The organism is Plantactinospora sp. CNZ320 (genome assembly GCF_002846275.1).
Genome location: NZ_PJMP01000001.1, coordinates 314,762 through 333,195 on the forward strand (window position 1 = coordinate 314,762; position 18,434 = coordinate 333,195).

General features: G+C 71.0%; 19 protein-coding genes and 1 pseudogene. 11 read left to right on the forward strand and 9 right to left on the reverse strand.

From position 1 onward, the window contains the following. Positions 1 to 31 precede the first annotated feature (31 nt). Both CLT71_RS01215 and CLT71_RS01220 read left to right on the forward strand, forming a co-directional pair. Positions 32 to 343 (forward strand): hypothetical protein, encoded by a 312-nt coding sequence (locus tag CLT71_RS01215; RefSeq protein WP_101371031.1) that lies wholly within the window; start codon positions 32 to 34, stop codon positions 341 to 343. Beyond that, complete coding sequence (locus tag CLT71_RS01220; protein ID WP_101365457.1) at positions 344 to 2,998, forward strand: DUF4132 domain-containing protein; 2,655 nt, start codon at positions 344 to 346, stop codon at positions 2,996 to 2,998. It abuts the gene before it with no gap. An 81-nt stretch (positions 2,999 to 3,079) separates the two neighbouring features. Here the strand turns inward: CLT71_RS01220 and CLT71_RS01225 are convergent, their stop codons facing one another. From CLT71_RS01225 to CLT71_RS01230, 3 genes are all read right to left on the reverse strand, one after another. Continuing rightward, the gene (locus tag CLT71_RS01225) at positions 3,080 to 4,306 is read right to left on the reverse strand and encodes a helix-turn-helix domain-containing protein (RefSeq protein ID WP_101365458.1); all 1,227 of its coding nucleotides are present in this window, start codon (positions 4,304 to 4,306) and stop codon (positions 3,080 to 3,082) included. Next, complete coding sequence (locus tag CLT71_RS36870; protein ID WP_158242144.1) at positions 4,303 to 4,452, reverse strand: hypothetical protein; 150 nt, start codon at positions 4,450 to 4,452, stop codon at positions 4,303 to 4,305. The genes CLT71_RS01225 and CLT71_RS36870 overlap by 4 nt, the downstream gene beginning before the upstream one ends. 167 nt (positions 4,453 to 4,619) lie before the next feature. Then, positions 4,620 to 5,381, reverse strand: a complete 762-nt coding sequence (locus CLT71_RS01230) for a GntR family transcriptional regulator (protein ID WP_101371032.1) — start codon at positions 5,379 to 5,381, stop codon at positions 4,620 to 4,622. A gap of 65 nt (positions 5,382 to 5,446) precedes the next feature. Here CLT71_RS01230 and CLT71_RS01235 point away from each other — a divergent pair, with 65 nt between their 5' ends. The 4 genes and pseudogenes from CLT71_RS01235 to CLT71_RS01240 all read left to right on the forward strand — a co-directional run bounded on the left by CLT71_RS01235 (position 5,447) and on the right by CLT71_RS01240 (position 6,676). Then, positions 5,447 to 5,878 carry an NUDIX domain-containing protein gene (locus CLT71_RS01235; RefSeq protein WP_101365459.1) on the forward strand — a complete coding sequence of 144 codons (432 nt, stop codon included), beginning with the start codon at positions 5,447 to 5,449 and terminating at the stop codon, positions 5,876 to 5,878. Between the two features lie 235 nt (positions 5,879 to 6,113). After that, a pseudogene (locus CLT71_RS37725) lies at positions 6,114 to 6,230 on the forward strand (Scr1 family TA system antitoxin-like transcriptional regulator); the annotation flags it as partial. Positions 6,231 to 6,255: 25 nt separating this feature from the next. Then, entirely contained in the window at positions 6,256 to 6,498 is a 243-nt protein-coding gene (locus CLT71_RS37730; protein ID WP_486483641.1) for a Scr1 family TA system antitoxin-like transcriptional regulator, read from the forward strand. Then, the gene (locus CLT71_RS01240; RefSeq protein WP_101365460.1) at positions 6,488 to 6,676 is read left to right on the forward strand and encodes a DUF397 domain-containing protein; all 189 of its coding nucleotides are present in this window, start codon (positions 6,488 to 6,490) and stop codon (positions 6,674 to 6,676) included. Before CLT71_RS37730 ends, CLT71_RS01240 begins: the two co-directional genes overlap by 11 nt. A 71-nt stretch (positions 6,677 to 6,747) precedes the next feature. On the opposite strand, the gene CLT71_RS01245 is transcribed toward CLT71_RS01240, so the two are convergent. After that, positions 6,748 to 7,161 (reverse strand): cupin domain-containing protein, encoded by a 414-nt coding sequence (locus tag CLT71_RS01245; RefSeq protein ID WP_101365461.1) that lies wholly within the window; start codon positions 7,159 to 7,161, stop codon positions 6,748 to 6,750. Between the two features lie 103 nt (positions 7,162 to 7,264). Here CLT71_RS01245 and CLT71_RS01250 point away from each other — a divergent pair, with 103 nt between their 5' ends. Next, positions 7,265 to 8,080 (forward strand): AraC family transcriptional regulator, encoded by an 816-nt coding sequence (locus CLT71_RS01250; RefSeq protein WP_101365462.1) that lies wholly within the window; start codon positions 7,265 to 7,267, stop codon positions 8,078 to 8,080. Between the two features lie 13 nt (positions 8,081 to 8,093). Here the strand turns inward: CLT71_RS01250 and CLT71_RS01255 are convergent, their stop codons facing one another. Next, positions 8,094 to 8,825: a MerR family transcriptional regulator gene (locus CLT71_RS01255; RefSeq protein WP_199187462.1), complete on the reverse strand. Its 732-nt coding sequence runs from the start codon at positions 8,823 to 8,825 to the stop codon at positions 8,094 to 8,096. 50 nt (positions 8,826 to 8,875) lie between these two features. After that, positions 8,876 to 9,022, reverse strand: a complete 147-nt coding sequence (locus CLT71_RS36875) for a hypothetical protein (protein ID WP_158242145.1) — start codon at positions 9,020 to 9,022, stop codon at positions 8,876 to 8,878. Between the two features lie 65 nt (positions 9,023 to 9,087). Here CLT71_RS36875 and CLT71_RS01260 point away from each other — a divergent pair, with 65 nt between their 5' ends. Further along, a complete protein-coding gene (locus CLT71_RS01260; RefSeq protein ID WP_101365463.1) occupies positions 9,088 to 10,854 on the forward strand; it encodes a thiamine pyrophosphate-dependent enzyme in 1,767 nt (588 codons plus the stop codon). A gap of 81 nt (positions 10,855 to 10,935) precedes the next feature. Here CLT71_RS01260 and CLT71_RS01265 read toward each other — a convergent pair whose 3' ends face one another. Both CLT71_RS01265 and CLT71_RS01270 read right to left on the reverse strand, forming a co-directional pair. Further along, positions 10,936 to 13,311, reverse strand: coding sequence for a helix-turn-helix domain-containing protein (locus tag CLT71_RS01265; protein ID WP_101365464.1), 2,376 nt, complete (start codon positions 13,309 to 13,311; stop codon positions 10,936 to 10,938). A gap of 149 nt (positions 13,312 to 13,460) precedes the next feature. Next, the gene (locus CLT71_RS01270) at positions 13,461 to 13,583 is read right to left on the reverse strand and encodes a 50S ribosomal protein L36 (protein WP_101365465.1); all 123 of its coding nucleotides are present in this window, start codon (positions 13,581 to 13,583) and stop codon (positions 13,461 to 13,463) included. A gap of 267 nt (positions 13,584 to 13,850) precedes the next feature. Between CLT71_RS01270 and nhaA the strand changes: the two genes are divergently transcribed. Next, positions 13,851 to 15,740 (forward strand): Na+/H+ antiporter NhaA, encoded by a 1,890-nt coding sequence (gene nhaA, locus CLT71_RS01275; protein ID WP_101365466.1) that lies wholly within the window; start codon positions 13,851 to 13,853, stop codon positions 15,738 to 15,740. Positions 15,741 to 15,812: 72 nt separating this feature from the next. Here nhaA and CLT71_RS01280 read toward each other — a convergent pair whose 3' ends face one another. Continuing rightward, on the reverse strand, positions 15,813 to 16,367 hold the full coding sequence (locus CLT71_RS01280) for a Dps family protein (RefSeq protein ID WP_199187463.1): 555 nt from the start codon (positions 16,365 to 16,367) through the stop codon (positions 15,813 to 15,815). Positions 16,368 to 16,556: 189 nt separating this feature from the next. Here CLT71_RS01280 and CLT71_RS01285 point away from each other — a divergent pair, with 189 nt between their 5' ends. Both CLT71_RS01285 and CLT71_RS01290 read left to right on the forward strand, forming a co-directional pair. Beyond that, entirely contained in the window at positions 16,557 to 17,396 is an 840-nt protein-coding gene (locus tag CLT71_RS01285; protein WP_199187464.1) for an MEDS domain-containing protein, read from the forward strand. Next, positions 17,393 to 18,352, forward strand: a complete 960-nt coding sequence (locus CLT71_RS01290; protein ID WP_101365469.1) for a sensor histidine kinase — start codon at positions 17,393 to 17,395, stop codon at positions 18,350 to 18,352. The genes CLT71_RS01285 and CLT71_RS01290 overlap by 4 nt, the downstream gene beginning before the upstream one ends. Positions 18,353 to 18,434: the final 82 nt, after the last annotated feature.

An 18,434-nucleotide genomic window follows, 5' to 3' on the forward strand; every position in this document is an offset into this window, starting at 1 on the left:
CGTGTCGGAGGACTGCGCTACCGTCTCCGCCATGCCGTTGATCAGCACAGTCGTCGATGATGTCACCGGGGCGCCGAGCGGGCCGGCGTGGGCCATGGAAGTTGCCGAAGAGATGGTCCGTCTCGACGAGTTGATCCACCTGCGGGCCTCCCTCGGGGTGGCCGGGTCCGGCGCGGACGTCGATCCAGAGGATCGGACGCGGATGACCCTCGACTCGTTCCGACGCAACGGTTCCGTGGTGTCGGTCGACGACCGTCAGGTGACGGCCCTGGGCGAGAGGGTCCGCCTGCACGCGGAGTCCCGGCTCACGTTCCTCAAGCCCGTCCCGCTGGTGGGTGCCTGAATGGACGCCTACGACCCGGAACTGGCACTGGACGACGTGGTCAGCACCGTCAGAGGCTGGTGCGTGCGAAGCGGCAACGCGCTCAACGACGGTAACCAGCGGGACTTCGTCAACGGGGTGGCCACGGTGTGTGGCTGGGCGCCGGCCGGTACGGGTGCGGCGCTGCTCGCCGCGCTCAATGATCCGCAGGGGCCATACGATCTCGCTCCACTCCAGGTCGAGCTGCTGCCGGCGGCCACCCGACAGGCTGAGCTGGTCGCCGCCGCCGTGGCCGACCTGGAGGGTGACGGCGCCGATCACGACCGTCGTTCCGCCGCAGCGCTGACCGTGGTCGAGCATCTGCCCCGGCTCCCGTACCGGCAGGAGAGCCCGTGGAACCGTGCCTGCGGCGAGGCGTGGGAGCGGGTGGAACAACTTCTGGCAGCGCAGCCGGTGCCGACGCGGCAAGCCGTGTTCGACGCGTTGACGGTACCGGGGCAGGACAGCGACGGGCGGGCCAAGCTGGTCCAGGCGACGCTCTCCGGCGGCGGGCTGGACGGCACCGCCTGGCTGGATCGCCTGGGGGGTCAGGCATGGCTGGGATTCGGTCGCTGGAGTTCGTGGCTCACGGACTTCACCTGGGAGTCCATCCAGGCGGCGGAGGCTACCGGTCGGACGAACCCGGCGGCGCTGGCGGCCTGGCGCCGCACGCGGATCGAGCGTTCCGTGGACGACCTGGGCGCCGAGTCCGACCGGATGTGGCCGATCCCCAACGTCGGCGAACAGTGGGCCGACCGCGCCATCGCGGACATCGAGTCCATGCCGGCGGAGGGTCGGTCCGCTTGGGAGGCGCTGTTGGTGCACTGCGCCGTCGGTGCGGACAAGGCAAAGCCGACGGTCGCCTGGCGGAAGCAGGCTCGGTCGCTACTTGACGCGGTCGGCGGTGACGAGTTCACTGCGCGGCTCGACGAGTGGCTCCCGCTGGTGGGTCAGGCACGCAGCCTTCCGCTGCGCATGACCACCTGCTGTCCCGCGCACCTCGCCGACGTCCCTCCGCGGATGCTCGACCGCTACAACGTCGGACTGCTGTGGGGACTGATCTGGATGCGGGTGATGTGCCCGCCGTCGGAGGAGACCCTGCGCAGCCTCGGCCAGATCGCGGAACGGGCTGCCCGCAAGATCCGCGGCCACGGGCCGGCGAGCCCGAAACTGGCGAACGTCGCCGTAGCGGCGCTCGTCGACACGGAGCATCCCGCCGCCCTCGCGCAACTGGCGCGGCTGTCGTCCCGGCTGACGTACAAGAGCACGCTGCACCTCGTCGAGAAGGGCCTGACCAAGCACGCCGAGGCGCTCGGCGTCGGCCGCGACGACGTCGAGGAGATGGCCCTGCCCGGTTTCGGGTTGCCGCTGGCCGACAAGCTCGGCGAGTGCTCCTACGAGTTGGAGGTGCGCGGCGTCGACGCCGTACTGGTGTGGCGCAACGCGGACGGCAAGGTGGTCAAGACCCCTCCGGCGCAGGTGCGTCACGATCACGGCGACGAGGTCAAGGAGCTGAAGGCGACTGTCACGGACGTCGCCGCGACGCTGGTCGCCACCCGTGACCGCCTGGAGGGGCTGCTGCGGCGTGACCGCTCGTGGACCGTCGAGCAGTGGCGCGAGCGGTTCCTGGACCACCCGCTCGCCCGTACCCTGGCCCGACGACTCATCTGGACCGTCGACGGCGTGGCCTGCTGCTGGGGTGGTCAGGCTCTGCGCACGGTGGACGACACCGGCTGCGAGCCGGCCGCCGACGCCACGGTCCGGCTGTGGCACCCGGTGCACGACCCGGCCGGAGTTTTGCAGTGGCGGGACTTCCTGACCCGGCACGCGATCACCCAGCCGTTCAAGCAGGCGCATCGCGAGCAGTATCTGCTCACCGACGCGGAGCGGGCCACCGGCACGTACTCCAACCGGTTCGCCGCGCACATCGTCCGTCAGCACCGCCTCAACGCGTTGCTGTCCAAGCGCGGCTGGTCGTACGTCCAGCACCGCGACGACGGCGCTTCCTACGATCTGCCCCGGCTGGCCCTGCCAGACTGGGGGCTGCACGCCGAGTTCGGTATCGACGGAATCGCGGACCGGGACGACGACGCGGTGTTCGACACGATGGGCACCGATCAGTTGCGGTTCATCCGGGGAGATCGTATGCCGGTGCCGCTGGTGGAGGTCCCGGCGGTGGTGCTCAGTGAGGTGATGCGCGACGTCGACCTGTTCGTGGCCGCGGCCGGGGTAGGTGCCGACCCGAACTGGTACGACGGTGGCCCCGCCGGTCGCCATCGCGCCTACTGGTCGCAAACCAGCTTTGGCGACCTCACCGAGAGCGGTGTGACGCGCCGGGACGTGCTGGCGCAGCTCGTCCCACGGCTGGCGATCGCCGACCGCTGCACCGTCACCGACAGGTTCCTCGAAGTGCGGGGTGACCTGCACACGTACCGCATCCACTGCGGCTCGGGCAACATCCTGATCGCCCCGGACGACCGGTACCTGTGCATCGTCCCGGACTCGGCCAAGGCGAAGGAGCCTGAGATGTTCCTGCCCTTCGAGGGCGACAGCCGGCTCGGCGAGATCATCAGCAAGGCGCTGCTGCTGGCCGCCGACAAGAAGATCAAGGACCCGGTGATCCTGCGCCAGCTCTGAGGCGTTCCCGACAGAGCAACCGGATCCGCGGTGACCCGCCGCGGACGTCTCGGCCGCCGAGATGGTCCTGCTCCGCTGCGGTCACTGTCGGGTCAGACCGACGGTGGCGGCGAGCCGGGTGACGTCGGCGGAGGTGGGGCCGCTGCGGAGTACGGCGGTCAGTGCGGCACGGGCGCCGGGCCGGATGCGGGTCTCGGCCGGGGCGGTGCGGTCGGCGATGACGAGGGCGCGTCCGGCGGCCTGCGGGTCGCCGGCATCGAGGTGGGCGCGGACGATGTCGATCAGGTGGGCTGCCCGGTGTTCGGCGGGTATTCGGGGCCAGGCGGTGCTGGCGGTGGTGTGCTGGTGGATGGTGATTGCCCGGTGGCTGTCACCGAGTTCGGTGGCGATGAGGGCGCGGGCGAGATCGACGGTGATCGGCCCGAATCCGAGGTCGCCGCTGTCGGGACGGGGATGCTCGCAGTGGATGGTGGCGAGTCGGGCGGCGCGGTTGGCGAGGTCGCGGGCGGCGATGGCATCGGCGCAGGTCGCGGCGGCGATGGCGGCCTCGGTGAGCAGGCTGCCGGCCAGGGCGAGGTCGTTCGGCGCGGAGGCGCGGGACGGTGCCGGGAGGAGACGGTACGCGGCGGTGATGGTGGCGGCCATCGCGAGCCGTCCCCGGTGCAGGGCGCGTAGTGCCTGGGCCAGGGGGATCGCGGCGACTGCGGCACGCCGTGGGTCACCCCCGGTGGCGGCCATCGCCCGGTCGGCGGCGAGCCAGGCCAGGTCGGCGGCGTCGAGTTTGACAAGCGTTTGGGCGGCGAGCCGGTAGACGCGTACCAGAAGATCTGCGGTGTGTTCGGTGCCGACGGTTGTCCCGGCGTGCCGGATGTCGGTGAGCAGGTCGGGTAGTAGCCGCATCACCTGTGGGTGGTGGGCGTGCCGGTAGGCGGCCCAGGCGTGCCGTAGTCGGCGGTCGAGGTGTGCCGGTGATGGCGGTGGCTGGGATGGAGTGCCGGCGGTGGTGGGGTAGCAGGCGAGGGCGGTGCGTACGCGTTCGACGGCGGCGGCGAGACCGGTGGCGGGTGCGCGGCGGGCGGGGTGGGGGAGCAGGACCTCCGGGTCGACCCCGAGGGCGGCGGCGACGGCTCCGATGACGGAGAGCCGGTCGAGGGTACGCACCCCGCGCTCGACCTTGTCGACCCAGCTCTTCGATCTGCCGAGTCGGTCGGCGAAGACCTGTTGAGTCATGCCGAGTCGGGTACGGAGTTGGGCGACCCGGCGTCCGATCGGGAGGTCGGCGCGGTCGGGCGAGTCCGGCGTGGTCATCGGGCGTGGGTCCGGTGGATGGCGTCTGTGGACTCGCCGCAGCGCGGACACCAGCGGGACTTGACCCGGAACGCGAAGAGGCCGAGTACGAAGCCGGGGAGCAGGCCGCCGAGCGCGATCAACGACATCCGGAGAACCACGATCACTCTCACCTTCTGGCGAGGCCGGAGGCCGGGCGTTGCCGCGCCCGAGCCTCCGGCCGTTCCACCCCTATCGAGGAGAGGTCTAACAGGAGTACTTGTGTACACGAGTCTACGGATCGGTTCAGTCCTGGACAGACGGCTTCAGAAGCTGCAGAAAGCGACGAAACTGCCTAGGCCGGGAGACGGTAGTGCAGCACGAACGCCGCCGCATCCATCACGGAGTCGCACACCTCGACCGGCCGACCGTCGGCGATTGCCGTTCGGACCAGATGTAGGACTGGCGAACCTGGAGGGAGCTGCAGCAGCCGGCACTCCTCACTGTTCGGCATGCGGGCCAGGATTTCTTCGTCGTACCGCTCGAAGGTCATACCCCGGTCTTCCATCCGGGCGTAGATACCGCCTGGTCCCGGGTTTGCTTCCTCGATCGGGGTCCCTGCCGCGACACGCACCGGGATGTAGGAGGTTGCCGTCTCGACGGGCTGCTCGTCAGTGAAGTACCGGCGTCTCCGAATGACCACTTCGGAGCCAGCTTCGACTCGAAGGCGGGCAGCCGCTTCGTGCGGTATCGGGCCTCGCCCGACATACAGCACCTCGACTCGGAACTCTCGATCGTTGGCCTCCATGTCCACCGTGAAGGCCGCCTTGCCCTCAGGGCGCCGCGTGAAGCGGTCGGAGCCGAGCCGCTTGACCGGTGGCCGTCGGCGAACGAACCAACCGCGTCCGTGCTCCGAGACCACCAGCCCATCAGCCACGAGTACGCTCAGCGCACGCCGAGCCGTGACGCGGCTGACCCCGTACTCTCCGACAAGCTGTGTCTCGGACGGCAGCTGCGCCCCAGGCTCCAAGTCTCCACGCTCGACCGCCGCCCGGAGGTTGTCCGCAATCTGCCGATACACGGCGCGATCGCTCGCTGGGTCGATCCGATCCCTCATCGCGGGCCCCATCAGGTGGTATACACGAGTCGTTTTGGAGAACCCTACCGACTCGGGAGTAGGCGATGGCAGCCAGTTCGCAGCATTCCGTCAGCGTCGCGGCCGTCATTGTGAACGATGAGGGAGAGGTGCTCGTGACCGAACGCCGGGACAATGGCCACTGGGAGCCCCCGGGCGGCGTCCTCGAGCTGGGCGAATCGATCCTCGAGGGGCTGCGTCGCGAGGTCCGCGAAGAAACCGGCCTGGAGATCCAGCCCGACCGGCTGACCGGCGTCTACAAGAACATGCAGCGGGGAATCGTCGCCCTCGTCTTCCGTGCACGCGTGGCCGGCGGGCGGCTGCGAATGAGCGACGAGACCACGCGGGCCGAATGGTGGGGACGCGATCGTGTCGCTAGCCAGATGGGTGAGGTGTACGCCATTCGGGTGCTCGACGCATTGAACGAAGCCAAGCCTGCCGTACGAGTCCACGATGGTGTACGCATTCAGCGCGAGTAGGCTTCCGAATGCGCTCCGCTCGCGTTACGTAATCGGTCTCTGTGTCTGGCGTCGGGCAAAGAGGAGAACGGAAGAGACTCGAGTGATGACTAGCGCTTCACAACATCTCAATTAGTCGCCGATGTTGCTCGAATGATGTGACCGGTAGATCGTTGAATAAATCAAAATCTGCACTGGATGTGATTCGACAATTTGAGAAAGAGTGGACGGCGTTGGGAAAGCAACTTGATATGAGGTGCTACGCCGGGGGCCGACGCCGCTGCCGTTGAACGCCATCCTCTCCGAGGCGTCCCTACCGACCGAGGTCGGCGGCCAGGAGGTGCTGCGCGAGCAGCTTGACCACCTGGTCATGTTGAGCGGGCTGTCCAAACGTCACGATCCAGGTCCTGCGATTCGAGGCAGGAGCGCACCTGGCGATCAGCAGCGGGTTCGCCCTGCTCACCTTCGAACAGGACGATCCGCCACTGGGCTACATCGAGACGTTGGCCGGCGAGCTGTTCCTCGAATCCAGCCGTGATCTGGCGCGACTCTCGGCCGCGTACGACAATCTGAAGACGTTGGCAAGGTCGCCCGCCGAGTCTGTCAAGTTCATCAAGGAGCTGAGCAAGCATGGTCCGTAACGTCTGGCGCAAGTCGAGCCGATCCGGCAACAACGGCCAGTGCGTCGAGGTACGCGACCGAGGCACCCAAGTCGACGTACGCGACTCCAAGGCGCCTACCGTGGCAGTGCTGAGCTTCGAAGCGGCCGCCTGGGATGCGTTCATCGGCGGCATCAAGACGGATCTCAGCCATCCCTGAACAGAGGTGATGTGCACTGGGGACCTGGTGATCGGGGCTGCTGCGAGATGGCCGGCTCCGTCCGCCATTGCTCAGCGGAATGTAGGCCCGGCGGTGACGCCCTCGTCCGTCGCGTCGAGGGTCTCGGCGGCCCGGGTCATCGGTCCGCCCGCCGTACCCGTGTTGACGGTGCCGGCCGGTTCGACGAGCAGGATCGCGGTCTCCTCGTCCGCCACCGGGCAGTGCTCGACGCCCCGGGGCACCACGTACAGCTCACCGGGGCCGAGCACCACTTCCGTGCCGGGCAGCCGGATGGTGAGTCGGCCGCTTATCACCAGGAACAACTCGTCGGTCTCCGGATGGTTGTGCCAGACGAACTCGCCCTTCACCTTGGCGACCTTGATCTCGTAGTCGTTGAGGACGGCCACCTTCCGCTGTGCCCACAGCTCGGTGAACCGGCCGAGTCGTTCGGCCAGGTTGACGGGTACGGCGGCAAACTCGGACACGCGTTACGCCTTTCGGAAGTTCCGGTCGGTCCGGCGGCAGCGGCCACCGGACCCGCCACCGAGTGTGCGGCGCTGCGCGGCGCGCGTCTTGTACGTTCCTGACATGGCAGGCGAGCGCCCCGGTACGACGATCAGCGCCTGGCGGCCGACGGTGCCCGGGATCACCGAGGTCTTCCACGCGCACTTCACCGAGCACGCCTACCCGGCGCACACCCACGACACCTGGGATCTGATGATTCTCGACGGTGGGTCGGTCGACTTCGCCCTCGACCGGCACCGGCACGGGGTGACCGCCGGCAGCACAGTGCTGCTGCTCCCGCCCGGCGTCACCCACGACGGCCGGACCGTCACCCCGGCCGGCTTCCGCAAACGGGTCCTCTATCTCGACACGACCGTTCTGCCGCAGCGCCTGGTCGGTCCCGCGGTGGACGGGCCGGTCCTGGACGACGGGCTGCTGCGGTACCGGATCCACCAGTTGCACGACGCGCTCGGCCATCCCGGCGACGCGTTCGAGGCGGAGTCCCGGCTCGCCCTGATCCGGGAGCGGCTGCACGAGCACCTTGACACGCTCGGACCCGTCGCACCGGGTGGCCGGTCGGACCGGCTGGCCGCCCGGCTGCGGGAGTTGCTGGACGCCAGGATCTCGGTCGGGATGTCCCTGCGGGAGGCGGCGACGATCCTGGACGCCCATCCGAGCCATCTGATCCGGTGCTTCACCCGCAGCTTCGGCCTGCCCCCGCACGCTTACCTGACCGGCCGGCGGGTGGACCGGGCCCGCCGGCTGCTGCTGGCCGGACAGCGACCGGCGAGCGTCGCGGTGGCGGTCGGCTTCCACGACCAGGCACACCTGCACCGGCACTTCGTCCGGCACCTCGGCACCACCCCGGCCCGCTACGCCCGCCGCCGGGCCACCGGCTGACGGCCGACGGCAGTCAGCGGCCGCCGGGCGCCACCCCATCGCCCGCTACGCCCGCCGTCGAGCCGCCGGCCGCCGTGCAGGCGTTCTCCGCGACGACCCGGAACGCCTCGCTGAGCAACCGGGCCAGGCCCGGGACCAGCGCCGCCGTCTCGTCGTCGGGCCGCCGTCCGGCGACCGGGGTACCGGCCCGGCGTAGCTGTGCCAACCGGGTGGCGGCGGCCGGCGCCAGTTCGTCGGTGACCGGGCGGAGTCGTTCGAGTACCTCGCCGAGCAGGCGCAGCGCGGCCAGCACCGGTACGCCGGCCTGGTGCAGGTCGAGCGCGGGCTGCACGGCCCGGGGGCGGGCCGCGGTGACCGAGCCGTCCTGGGCGCGTACCAGCACGCCGTGCCGGGCGAGACTGTCCAGCAGGGCGGGGTGCTCGGCGGCCAGCCGGTTCAGCGCTGTCGTCAGTGGTTCGGCCGGTGCCGGCGCTGGGTGGCGTACCCCGAGCATCGCCTCGATGGCGACGAGGTTGAAGCCCTGCCGTTGCAGCGACTTGATGCTCTCCAACCGGCGTACGTGGCTGGCGCCGTAGTAGGCGGTCCGGCCGTACCGGGCGGGTGGCGCGAGCAGACCGCGGGCCTGGTGTGCCCGGATGTTGCGCGGCGACATTCCGACCAGCCGGGCGAGGTTGTCGATGGTGTACCGCGGGGTCGCCGGTGCCGAGCCGACGCGGTCGCCGAGCTGGGACACAGTAACCGTCACGGCCTCTCCTCACCTCGTCCTGGGATCGTCGTCCTGGGATCGTCGTCACGTCATCCTGGGATCGATTCGAAGCTACCGATGCGACCCGGCGTGCGGGTATTGGTGAAATTACTGCCGTCGTCGATGGAGGCGCCTGCCGCCCGGTGGCGCACCTGGACGCGGCCCTCGTGATGCCGGCGGCACTTACCCAGTTTCATGACGACCTTCCTGGTTTGCCGGAATAATCGGGCTGGCGCCGGGGACGGCAACGGGAGGATCGGCGATGCGGAAGATAGTCGGAGAGGCGCTGGCCGCCCGGTTGTGCGACTGGGGGGTCGACACCGTCTTCGGCCTGCCCGGCGACGGCATCAACGGCCTGATGGAGGGCTTCCGTCGGCTCCGCGACCGGTTGCGTTTCGTGCTGGTGCAGCACGAGGAGGCGGCCGCCTTCATGGCCACCGGCTACGCCAAGGCGACCGGCCGGCTCGGAGTCTGCGTCGCCACCTCCGGTCCCGGCGCGATCCACCTGCTCAACGGCCTCTACGACGCGAAGCTCGACCACGTACCGGTACTGGCGATCACCGGGATGCAGGAGACCTCGGTGCTCGGCTCGCAGTACCAGCAGGAGGTGCACACCACCCAGCTGTACGCCGACGTCGCCGGGTACAACCTGATGGTGACGAACCCGCAGCAGGTGCCGGGAGTCGTCGACATCGCCATCCGCAGCGCGCTGGCCGGACGCTGTGTGGCGCACCTGACCTTCCCCAACGACATCTCGGTGGCCGAGGCCGGCACCGACCCGTACCGGCACGTCAGCCCGGGGGCACCGCCGGTGAGCAGTCCGGTGCTGTCGTACCCGCCGGTGCCGGCCGCGCCCGACGAACTCGACCGGGCCGCCCGGGTACTCGGCGAGGGCCGGAAGATCGCGATGCTGGTCGGGATCGGCGCCCGGGACGCCCGTGACGAGGTGCTGGCCGTCGCCGACCGTCTCGCCGCGCCGATCGTCAAGACGCTGCCCGGCAAGCAGGTGGTGCCGGACGAGCATCCGCTCACCACCGGCGGCCTCGGCCTGCTCGGCACCCGGCCCAGCGAGGAACTGATGGAGGAGTGCGACACCCTGCTGATGGTCGGCACCTGCTTCCCGTACCGCAGGTACCTGCCGGAAGCCGACCGGGTCCGGGTGGTGCAGATCGACCGGGACGCCAGCCAGATCGGCATGCGGCTGCCGGTCGAGGTGGCGATCACCGCCGATGCCGGGACCGCGCTGCGCCAGTTGCTCCCGCTGCTCGACCGGGCCGCCGACCGGGCGTTCCTGGAGAAGTACCAGGACGCGGCGACGCGGTGGCGGGCCGAGATGAGGGCGCTGCGCGACCCGGGGCGCCGGCCGGTGGCCCCGCAGTTCCTGATCGGGTGCGTCGACGAGCTGGCCGCCGACGACGCGATCCTGACCTGCGACTCGGGCACCGTCGCCACCTGGTCGGCCCGGTACTGGACGATCCGGGACGGCCGCGAATACCACCTCTCCGGCAACCTGGCGACGATGGCGTGCGGCCTGCCCTACGCCATTGCGATGCAGCTCGCCTTCCCCGGCCGGCAGGTGATCGCGTACGTCGGGGACGGCGGCTTCGCGATGCTGATGGCCGAGTTCCTCACCGCCGTCCGGCACGACCTGCCGGTGAAGGTGATCGTGAACAACAACAACTCGTACGGGCAGATTCTCTGGGAGCAGATCCTGCTCGGCTATCCCGAGTACGCCGTCCGGCACCGGGAGCCGGCGGCCGACTTCTCCGCCTGGGCGCGCAGTTGCGGCGGGTACGGCGTCAAGGTGACCGAGCCGGGGCAGGTCTCCGAGGCGGTACGGGCGGCGCTGGCGCATCCGGGCCCGGCGCTGGTCGACTGCACCGTCAACCCGAACGAGCCGCCGATGCCCGGCCGGGTCCGTTACGAGCAGGCCAAGGAGTTCACCGAGGCGTTCCTGCGCGGGCAGCCGCACCGGATCGCCACCCTGGCCACCGTGGCCCGCGACAAGATCCGACAACTCCGGTCCTGACCGGCGCCTCCGCGACCGGCGTCCGCGGTCACGGCTCCCCGGCACCGGCGCCCGGCCCCCCGCAGCGCAACCAGGCCCCGGTCAGCGGCTCGGTGCCCGGCCGACCCGGTCGAGGCGGGCCTTCACCTGCTCGGCGTCCGGATGTTCGAGGCCGTCCAGGATGTCGAGCGCCCGATGCCAGGTGTCCGAGGCGGCGTCGAGGTCACCGATCGCCGACTGGGTCTCGCCGAGCCGGGTCAGCAGGTCCGCCTCCTGGTAGCGGTGCCCGAGTTCCCGCCAGAGCGCGTACGAGTGCTGGTAGGACTCGGCCGCCTCCCGGTACCGGCCGAGCTGGTGTTGGGCGTGCCCGAGGCTGTCCCAGCCGTCGGCGGCGCCGAACCGGTCGTCGAGTTCGAGCAGTACGTCGAGGGCACGTCGGCAGTACTCGACGGCTTCCTCGTGCTGTCCGAGCCCGCTCAGGCACCAACCGATGTTGTTGAGTGCCCGCCCCTGCCCGGAACGGCTGCCGGCGGCGGTGAACAGCGCCAGCGCCTCCCGGCTGTGCCGTAGCGCGTCGGGAAAGCGGTTCTGCCGGACCGCTATCCAGCTCAGGTCGAACTGGATCCGGCCCTGGCCGAGCCGGTCGGCGGCCAGCCGGTAGAGCCGGCGTGCCGTGTCGAGGTGGTCGAGTGCCGGGTCGACCCGTCCGAGGTGCACCTGGGCCCGACCGAGACTGCGCCGGGCGTGCGCCTCCTCGGCCGGATCGCTCAGCCGTCGGGCCGCCGCCACCGCGAGATCCTGCACGGCCGCCCACCGGTGCCAGTGCCCCCGCCGCTCCATGACGTGTGCCATGGTGCGGGTCAGCCGGCACAGGTGCCGGTCGAGCCCGGCAGTGGCGGCCTCCTCCGCGATCGCCAGCAGCACCGGAAGCTCGACGTCGAACCAGTCCAGCGCGGCGCCGTGGTCGGCGATCTGCCCCGGTGTGACCCCGGGCGATGCCGTCAGCAGCGGGATCGGGTCGCGGTGCGGGTCCAGCCGGCGATCCGCGGCGTGTGCCGTGTGCAGGTAGTGGTCGAGTACCCGCCGGGTGGCGGCTCGCCGTTCCGGCTCCGGGTCGGCCCCCTCGGTCAGTTCGGCAGCGTACGCGACCAGCAGGTCGTGACAGGCGTACCGCCCGGGGCCGTGTTCGGCGACCAGGTTGGCGTCGGTCAGCTCGGCCAGCAGCGGCCGTACCCGCGATGGTGGCAGGCCGGCGAGGCTGGCCACCGCCGGTGCGCCGACACTGGGCCCGGGGTGCAGGGCGAGCAGCCGGAACAGCCGCGCGGCACCCGGGCCGAGTGCCCGGTACGACCACGAGAAGACCGCGCGTACGTCGGAGGCGGGATCACTGCCGGCGAAGGCCGCCAGTCCGCCGGTGGCGTCGCGCAGTTCCGCCGCCAGCGCGCTGAGCGGGAACCCGGGATTCAGTGCGGCCCGGGCGGCCACGATCGCCAACCCCAGCGGCAGCCGGGTGCAGGCGGTGATGATGTCGTCGACGGCCTGCGGTTCGGCCGCCACCCGGGCCGGCCCGATCCGGGCGGTCAGCAACTGCCGGGCCTCGGTACGGGTCAGCAGGTCCAGGGTGATCGGCCGGGCTCCTCCGGTGCTGACCAGACCGGCGAGCTGGTTGCGGCTGGTGACCAGGACCCGGCACGCGGGGCCACCGGGCAGCAGCGGGCGTACCTGGTCGGCGTCCCGGGCGTTGTCGAGCAGCACCAGCACGTGCCGTTCGGCGAGCAGTCCCCGGTAGAGGGCAGCCTGTGCGTCCAGGGTCGCCGGGATGCGCTGCGGCGGCACGCCGAGGGCGTCCAGCAGGGTACGGATCGCCTCGGCCGGGCCGACCGGCGTCCCGGTCGGGTCGAAGCCGCGCAGGTTGAGATAGAGCTGCCCGTCGGCGAACCGGTCCGCGACCCGGTGTGCCCAGTGCAGGGCCAGCGCGGTCTTGCCGACCCCGGCCGTGCCGGAGACGGCGGTGATCAGTGCCACCGGCGCCGCCGGATCCGCTTCAAGCAGCCGGTCGAGTGCGGCGAGCTGGCTGGCCCGGCCGGCGAAGCCGGGCACGGCCGGCGGAAGCTGGCGCGAGGACGGGACCGCCTGGTCGGCCGCCGGGATGCTGACGGTCCGGCGTCGTTCCTCGACCCGGTCCCGGGCGGTGGCCAGCGCGCCCTGCTCGCCGGGGGTGGCGCCGAGCAGCCGGATCAGGATGTCGAACCGGTCGGTGGGTGGCAGCACCCGGCCGGCGAAGTATTCGCCGAGAATCCCTCGCGACCAGCCGGTCTTGGCGGCCAGCTCGCGGTAGGTGAGCGGGCTCGCCCCCTCCAGCCGGGCCTCCCGGCGCCGGAGCTGCCGCAGCAGCGCGGCCAGTTCGGCGACGGTCTCCACCCGGGCCACCTCCGGGTGCGACAGCCCCGGCGATCGTTCGCCCGACCGGTCGGTCACCCGTCCTCCATGGCTCGCGGTCATCGACCTGCGCAGTGTGGTGGAACGGTGACAATATATCCACCCGCGTCACTGACATCGCCACCGCGTCAGCGACGCGCACACCTACCCGGTCCGGGACGCTCCGGGACGTGTCCGGACGCCCACGGTCAGCCCTGCCGGCTCTTCCACTGCGGGTTCGCGCGGTTGAGCACGACCACCCGGCCGCGCCGGCGTACGACCACCGAGCCCGGCTTCTGCTTCAGTGCCCGGAGCGAGTTGCGGACCTTCATGACTGCTCTCCTCCGCCTCGTACCGGCGGCGTCTCCACCGGTTTCCGTCCGACACAACGACCGGCACGAGGTGCGGATTCCCGCCGGGCATTCCGGCGGAGCGGCCCGGCCGACCGACCCGAACGTGGTAAATCTCGACAGGTCGACCGCCTCGCGGCGGGCTGCACGAATTGAAGGCGAGTCCGCCCGTGTGTCGGGTTCGTGCCCGGTGGTAGGGACGGCTGACCGGACGGGGGATACCGGGTGACCGAGCGGCGATCGTCCCGGATGTCCGGTCGGACGGCGTGGGCTCGGGAGATCGCCGCGCCATTGCGCCGGTTCACGCGTACCGAGTCGGCCAGCTCCGCCGTGCTGGTGGCGGCGGTCGCTGCGGCGCTGGTCTGGGCGAACGTCGACAACTCGTCGTACGAGGCGGTGTGGGGCACCGAGCTGTCGATCCGGCTCGGCGGGGTCGGTGTCGCCTACGACCTGCGTACCTGGGTGAACAGCGGCTTGATGACCCTGTTCTTCCTGGTGGTGGGTCTGGAGGCGCGCCGGGAGTTCGATCTCGGCGACCTGCGGGACCGGCGACGGTTCGTACTCCCGCTCGCTGCGGGCGTGATCGGCATGGTGATCCCGGTCGGGATCTACCTGCTGGTCAACCGGGGCGGTCCCGGCGCGCACGGCTGGGGTGTGGCGATGTCCACCGACACCGCGCTCGCACTCGGGCTGATCTCGCTGCTCGGGCGCGGCGTACCCGACCAGGTGCGGATCTTCCTGCTGACCGTCTTCGTGGTCGACGACCTGGTGGCGCTGGTGGTCATCGCGGTGGTCTACACCGAGCACGTCGCCGTGGCGCCGCTGGTGGTGGCGATCGGAGTCTTCGCGGCGCTGCTCGGGCTGCGGGCGCTCGGGGTGCGGCGCGGCCTGGTCTACCTGCCGTTCTGTGTCGCGCTCTGGGCGGCGCTGCTGGCCAGCGGCGTGGAGCCGGTGGTGGCCGGGCTCGTCATCGGCCTCACCGCGACCGCGTACCCGCCGGCCCGCAGTGCCCTGGAGCACGCCAGCGGGCTGTTCAAGCTCTTCCGGGAGCAGCCCACCGCCGAGCTGGCCCGCGGCGCCACGCTGGGGCTGGCCCGCACGCTTTCGCCGAACGACCGGCTCCAGCGGATCTACCACCCGTGGTCGGGCTTCCTCATCGTCCCGGTCTTCGGCCTGGCCAACGCCGGCATCGTGCTCGACGCGGGCTTCCTCGTCCGGGCCGTCACCGCGCCGGTGACCGTCGGCGTCTTCCTCGGGTACGTCGTCGGCAAGCCGGTCGCCGTGGTCGGGGTCTCCTGGCTCGTCGACCGGCTCACCGGTGGCCGGATCCGCCCGGCGGTCGGCTGGGCCGGGGTACTCGCCAGCGGCACCATCTCCGGCATCGGCTTCACCCTGTCGCTGCTGATCGCCACCCTCGCCTTCCGGGACGAGCAGCTCGCCGAGGCCAAGGTCGGGGTGCTGGCCGCCTCACTGGTGGCCGCCCTGCTCACCTGGATCGTCTTCCGGGTCACCGCGACCCTGCCGAAGCCTCGGCGGACCCGTGCGCTGCTCGGCGACGCCGACCAGCTCGTCGACCTCGTCCCGCCGGTCGACCCGCGCCGTGATCATGTCCGGGGTCCGGCGGACGCCTCGGTCACAGTGGTCGAGTACGGCGACTTCCAGTGCCCGTACTGCGGTCAGGCCGAACCGGCGGTACGCGAACTGCTGGCCGATGCCGACCTGCGCTACGTCTGGCGGCACCTGCCGCTGACCGACGTCCATCCGCAGGCGCAGCTCGCGGCGGAGGCGGCCGAGGCGGCTGCCGCCCAGGGCGCCTTCTGGGAGATGCACGACCTGCTGCTGGACCACCAGGAGCGGCTGCGCGTCGAGGATCTGGTCGGCTACGCGGGTGACCTCGGCCTGGACCGGGAGCAGTTCCAGGCGGACCTGATGGGCAACGAGCACGCCGCCCGGGTCGCCAAGGACGTGGACTCGGCCGACCTCAGCGGGGTCTCCGGCACCCCGACCTTCTTCATCAACGACCGCCGGCACTACGGGGCGTACGACATCGAGACCCTGAGCCGGGCGGTCAGGATCGCCCGGGCGCGGGCCCGGATCGAGCCCCGGCGGCGCGGGCGCTCCGGCCGGAGCCGAACCTGAGCGACGAGCGCCGGTGGCACCTCGACCAGATGGTCAGGTCAGGTCGCCGTCGAGGCCGTCACCGAGCCCCGCTCAGCTCCGGGCCAGCGGCACGTCGACCAGGTGTTCGGCGAGGAACCACGTCTGGAGTTCGCCCGTGCGCAGCACGTTCGACACCAGCAGGTCGTTGCTGCCGTCGTCACCCGCCTCGGCCACCCGCCCGGCGGCGTCGCGCACGTCGATCAGGATCATCTCGTGCGCGTCCAGCAGCCGGGAGAGCATCACCGGTACCTGTTCGGCGCCGTCCGGCGGTCGGGGGATCCGGGTGATCTCGGCGACGTGCCGGGGATCGCCGACCGCCACCCCGCCGAGCGTCTGCACCCGCTCGGCGAGCATGTCGACGAGCGCCAGTTGTTCGCCCGCGTGCTTGTCCAGCAGCAGGTGGAGCTGGTAGAAGGTGGGCCCGCGCATCAACCAGTGGTGCTTCTTGTACAGGGCGTAGAGGATCTGGGTGTCCGCCAGCACCTGGTTGAGCCGCTGGCAGGAGTACATCCGGGCGTTCGAGGAGAGCCCGAGCGGAAACTGCCGTACGGTGCCGAACTCCTGGATCCGCCCGTCGTGTTGGTGCAGCCACGGCTGACTTCCCACGGTTTGTCCCGGACCGCTCATCGCACGCCCCTTTCGACCGGCGACGGTGCTAGGAGCCAGGCGCCTACCCTGGCGCCGCGCCGGCAAACCCGAACCCCGTCGAACTGCCAGCTCATGAAGCGACCGCAGGGCGACCTGCCAGTTACCCGGCGGATGACCATCGGGCCTGCGCGGCCTACACTCTCGGGTGTGGGCGCCAGCGTGATCGACAGTCGTGCGGACTCTCCGTACGGTCATGTCTGCTGGTCCTACGACGATCCGGCGGAGTTCGACCACCGCGCCCGGCGGTTTCTCGCCGAGGGTCTGGCCGCCGGTGAGCGGGTCTGGTATGTCGTGCCCGGCAGGCCGGAACCGGTCGTCGAGCGGCTCGCCGGGCTCGTCGAGTTCTCCGACGCGCTGCGGCGGGGCGCAGCCCAGGTGGTGGGGCTCGACGTGACCTATCCGGGCGACGTCATCGATCCCGAGGAGCAGGTGCGCCGTTACACGGCCGCGACCGAGGCTGCCCTGGCCGCCGGCTACACCGGGCTGCGGGTCGTGGCGGAGGCGACCTCGTTGGTGCGGACTCCGGCCCAGCTCGCGGCGTTCGCTCGCTACGAGCATGTGATCGACCGTTACATGCGGGTGCGACCGCTCTCGGCGATGTGCGCCTACCACCGGCCCGAGCTGGGTGACCGGACGGTCGCCGACCTGGCCTGTCTGCATCCGGTGAGCAACGTCCCGGATGTCCTGTTCCGGCTCTACGCCTGCCACCCCGGCGACGGCGCCGCGGCGCTGGCGGGGGAGCTGGACACGTTCAACCACGAGATGTTCGCGACCGCGCTGGAGCACGCCGACCTGAACCCGGTCGACGGCGAGCTGGTGGTGCGCGCCGGCGAGCTGCGGTTCATCGACCACAACTGCCTCGCCCGGCTGCACGACTACGCAGGTGGTCGGGACGCCACCGCCGTACTGCGTACCCCGTGGACCGCCGCCGCCCGCCTCGTCGAGATGCTCGGGCTGTCCGGGATACGGGTCGAGGCGGCGCGATGAGGACAGGTGCCGCCGCCGGCCACGAGGGCTATTACCACGAGGCCGTGACATACCACTCCGACGAGGAACTCCTCTCGGTCGTGCTGCCGTTCCTGCTCGGCGGCGTCTCGGCCGGGGAGCCGACTGTGGTCTCCCTCGGCGAGCAGACGGGTTCGCTGGTCCGGGCCGCGCTGCCGACCGGCTCCGGCGTCACCTTCCTGCCCGGCGGTGACCTCTACGCCCGCCCCGCCGTCGCGATCCGTTCCTACCAGCAGATGTTGGCCGGGTACGTCGCCGGGGGTGCCAAGCAGATCCGGATCATCGGGGAGGTGCCCCGGATCGCGCTGGGCGCGACCTGGGACTGGTGGGCCCGCTACGAGTCGGCCATCAACCACGCGTACGACAACTTCCCGCTCTGGAGCATGTGCGCCTACGACACCCGGATCACCCCGGCGCCGGTGCTCGACGACGTGCTGCGTACCCATCCCCGGGTGGTCAGCGCGGACGGCTGCCGGCCGAGCGAGACGTACACCGAGCCGAAGGCGTACCTGACGGAGGATCGGCTGGCGCTGCCCGATCCGATCCAGCGGACGCCGCCGCTCGTCGAACTCGTCGATCCGTCGCCGAGCCGGGCCCGGCAGGCGGTCTACCAGGCCGATGCCGGGGTGCTCCCGACCGAGGATGTCGAGGACCTGGTCGTCGCGGTCAGCGAGACGGTGACGAACGCGTTGCGGCACGGCCGTCCGCCGGTCCGGTTCCGGCTCTGGGTCGGCGTCGACCGGATCGTCGTCGCGGTCAGCGACGAGGGGGGCGGGCCGACGGACCCGTTCGCCGGGCTACTGCCGGCGACCGACGGTGGCGCGGGCGGGCTCGGCCTGTGGATCACCTACCAGTCGTGCAACCACGTGTCGATCAACCGGAGCTCGGGTGCCTTCACCCTCCGGCTCACCGCCGGAAATCCACACTTCACCGCCTGACGCGCCGTCCACCGCCTGACGCGCCGTCCACCGTCACCGTCTGATTGATCAACTGGACCTCCGGGACGTCGTCCGGCGATAT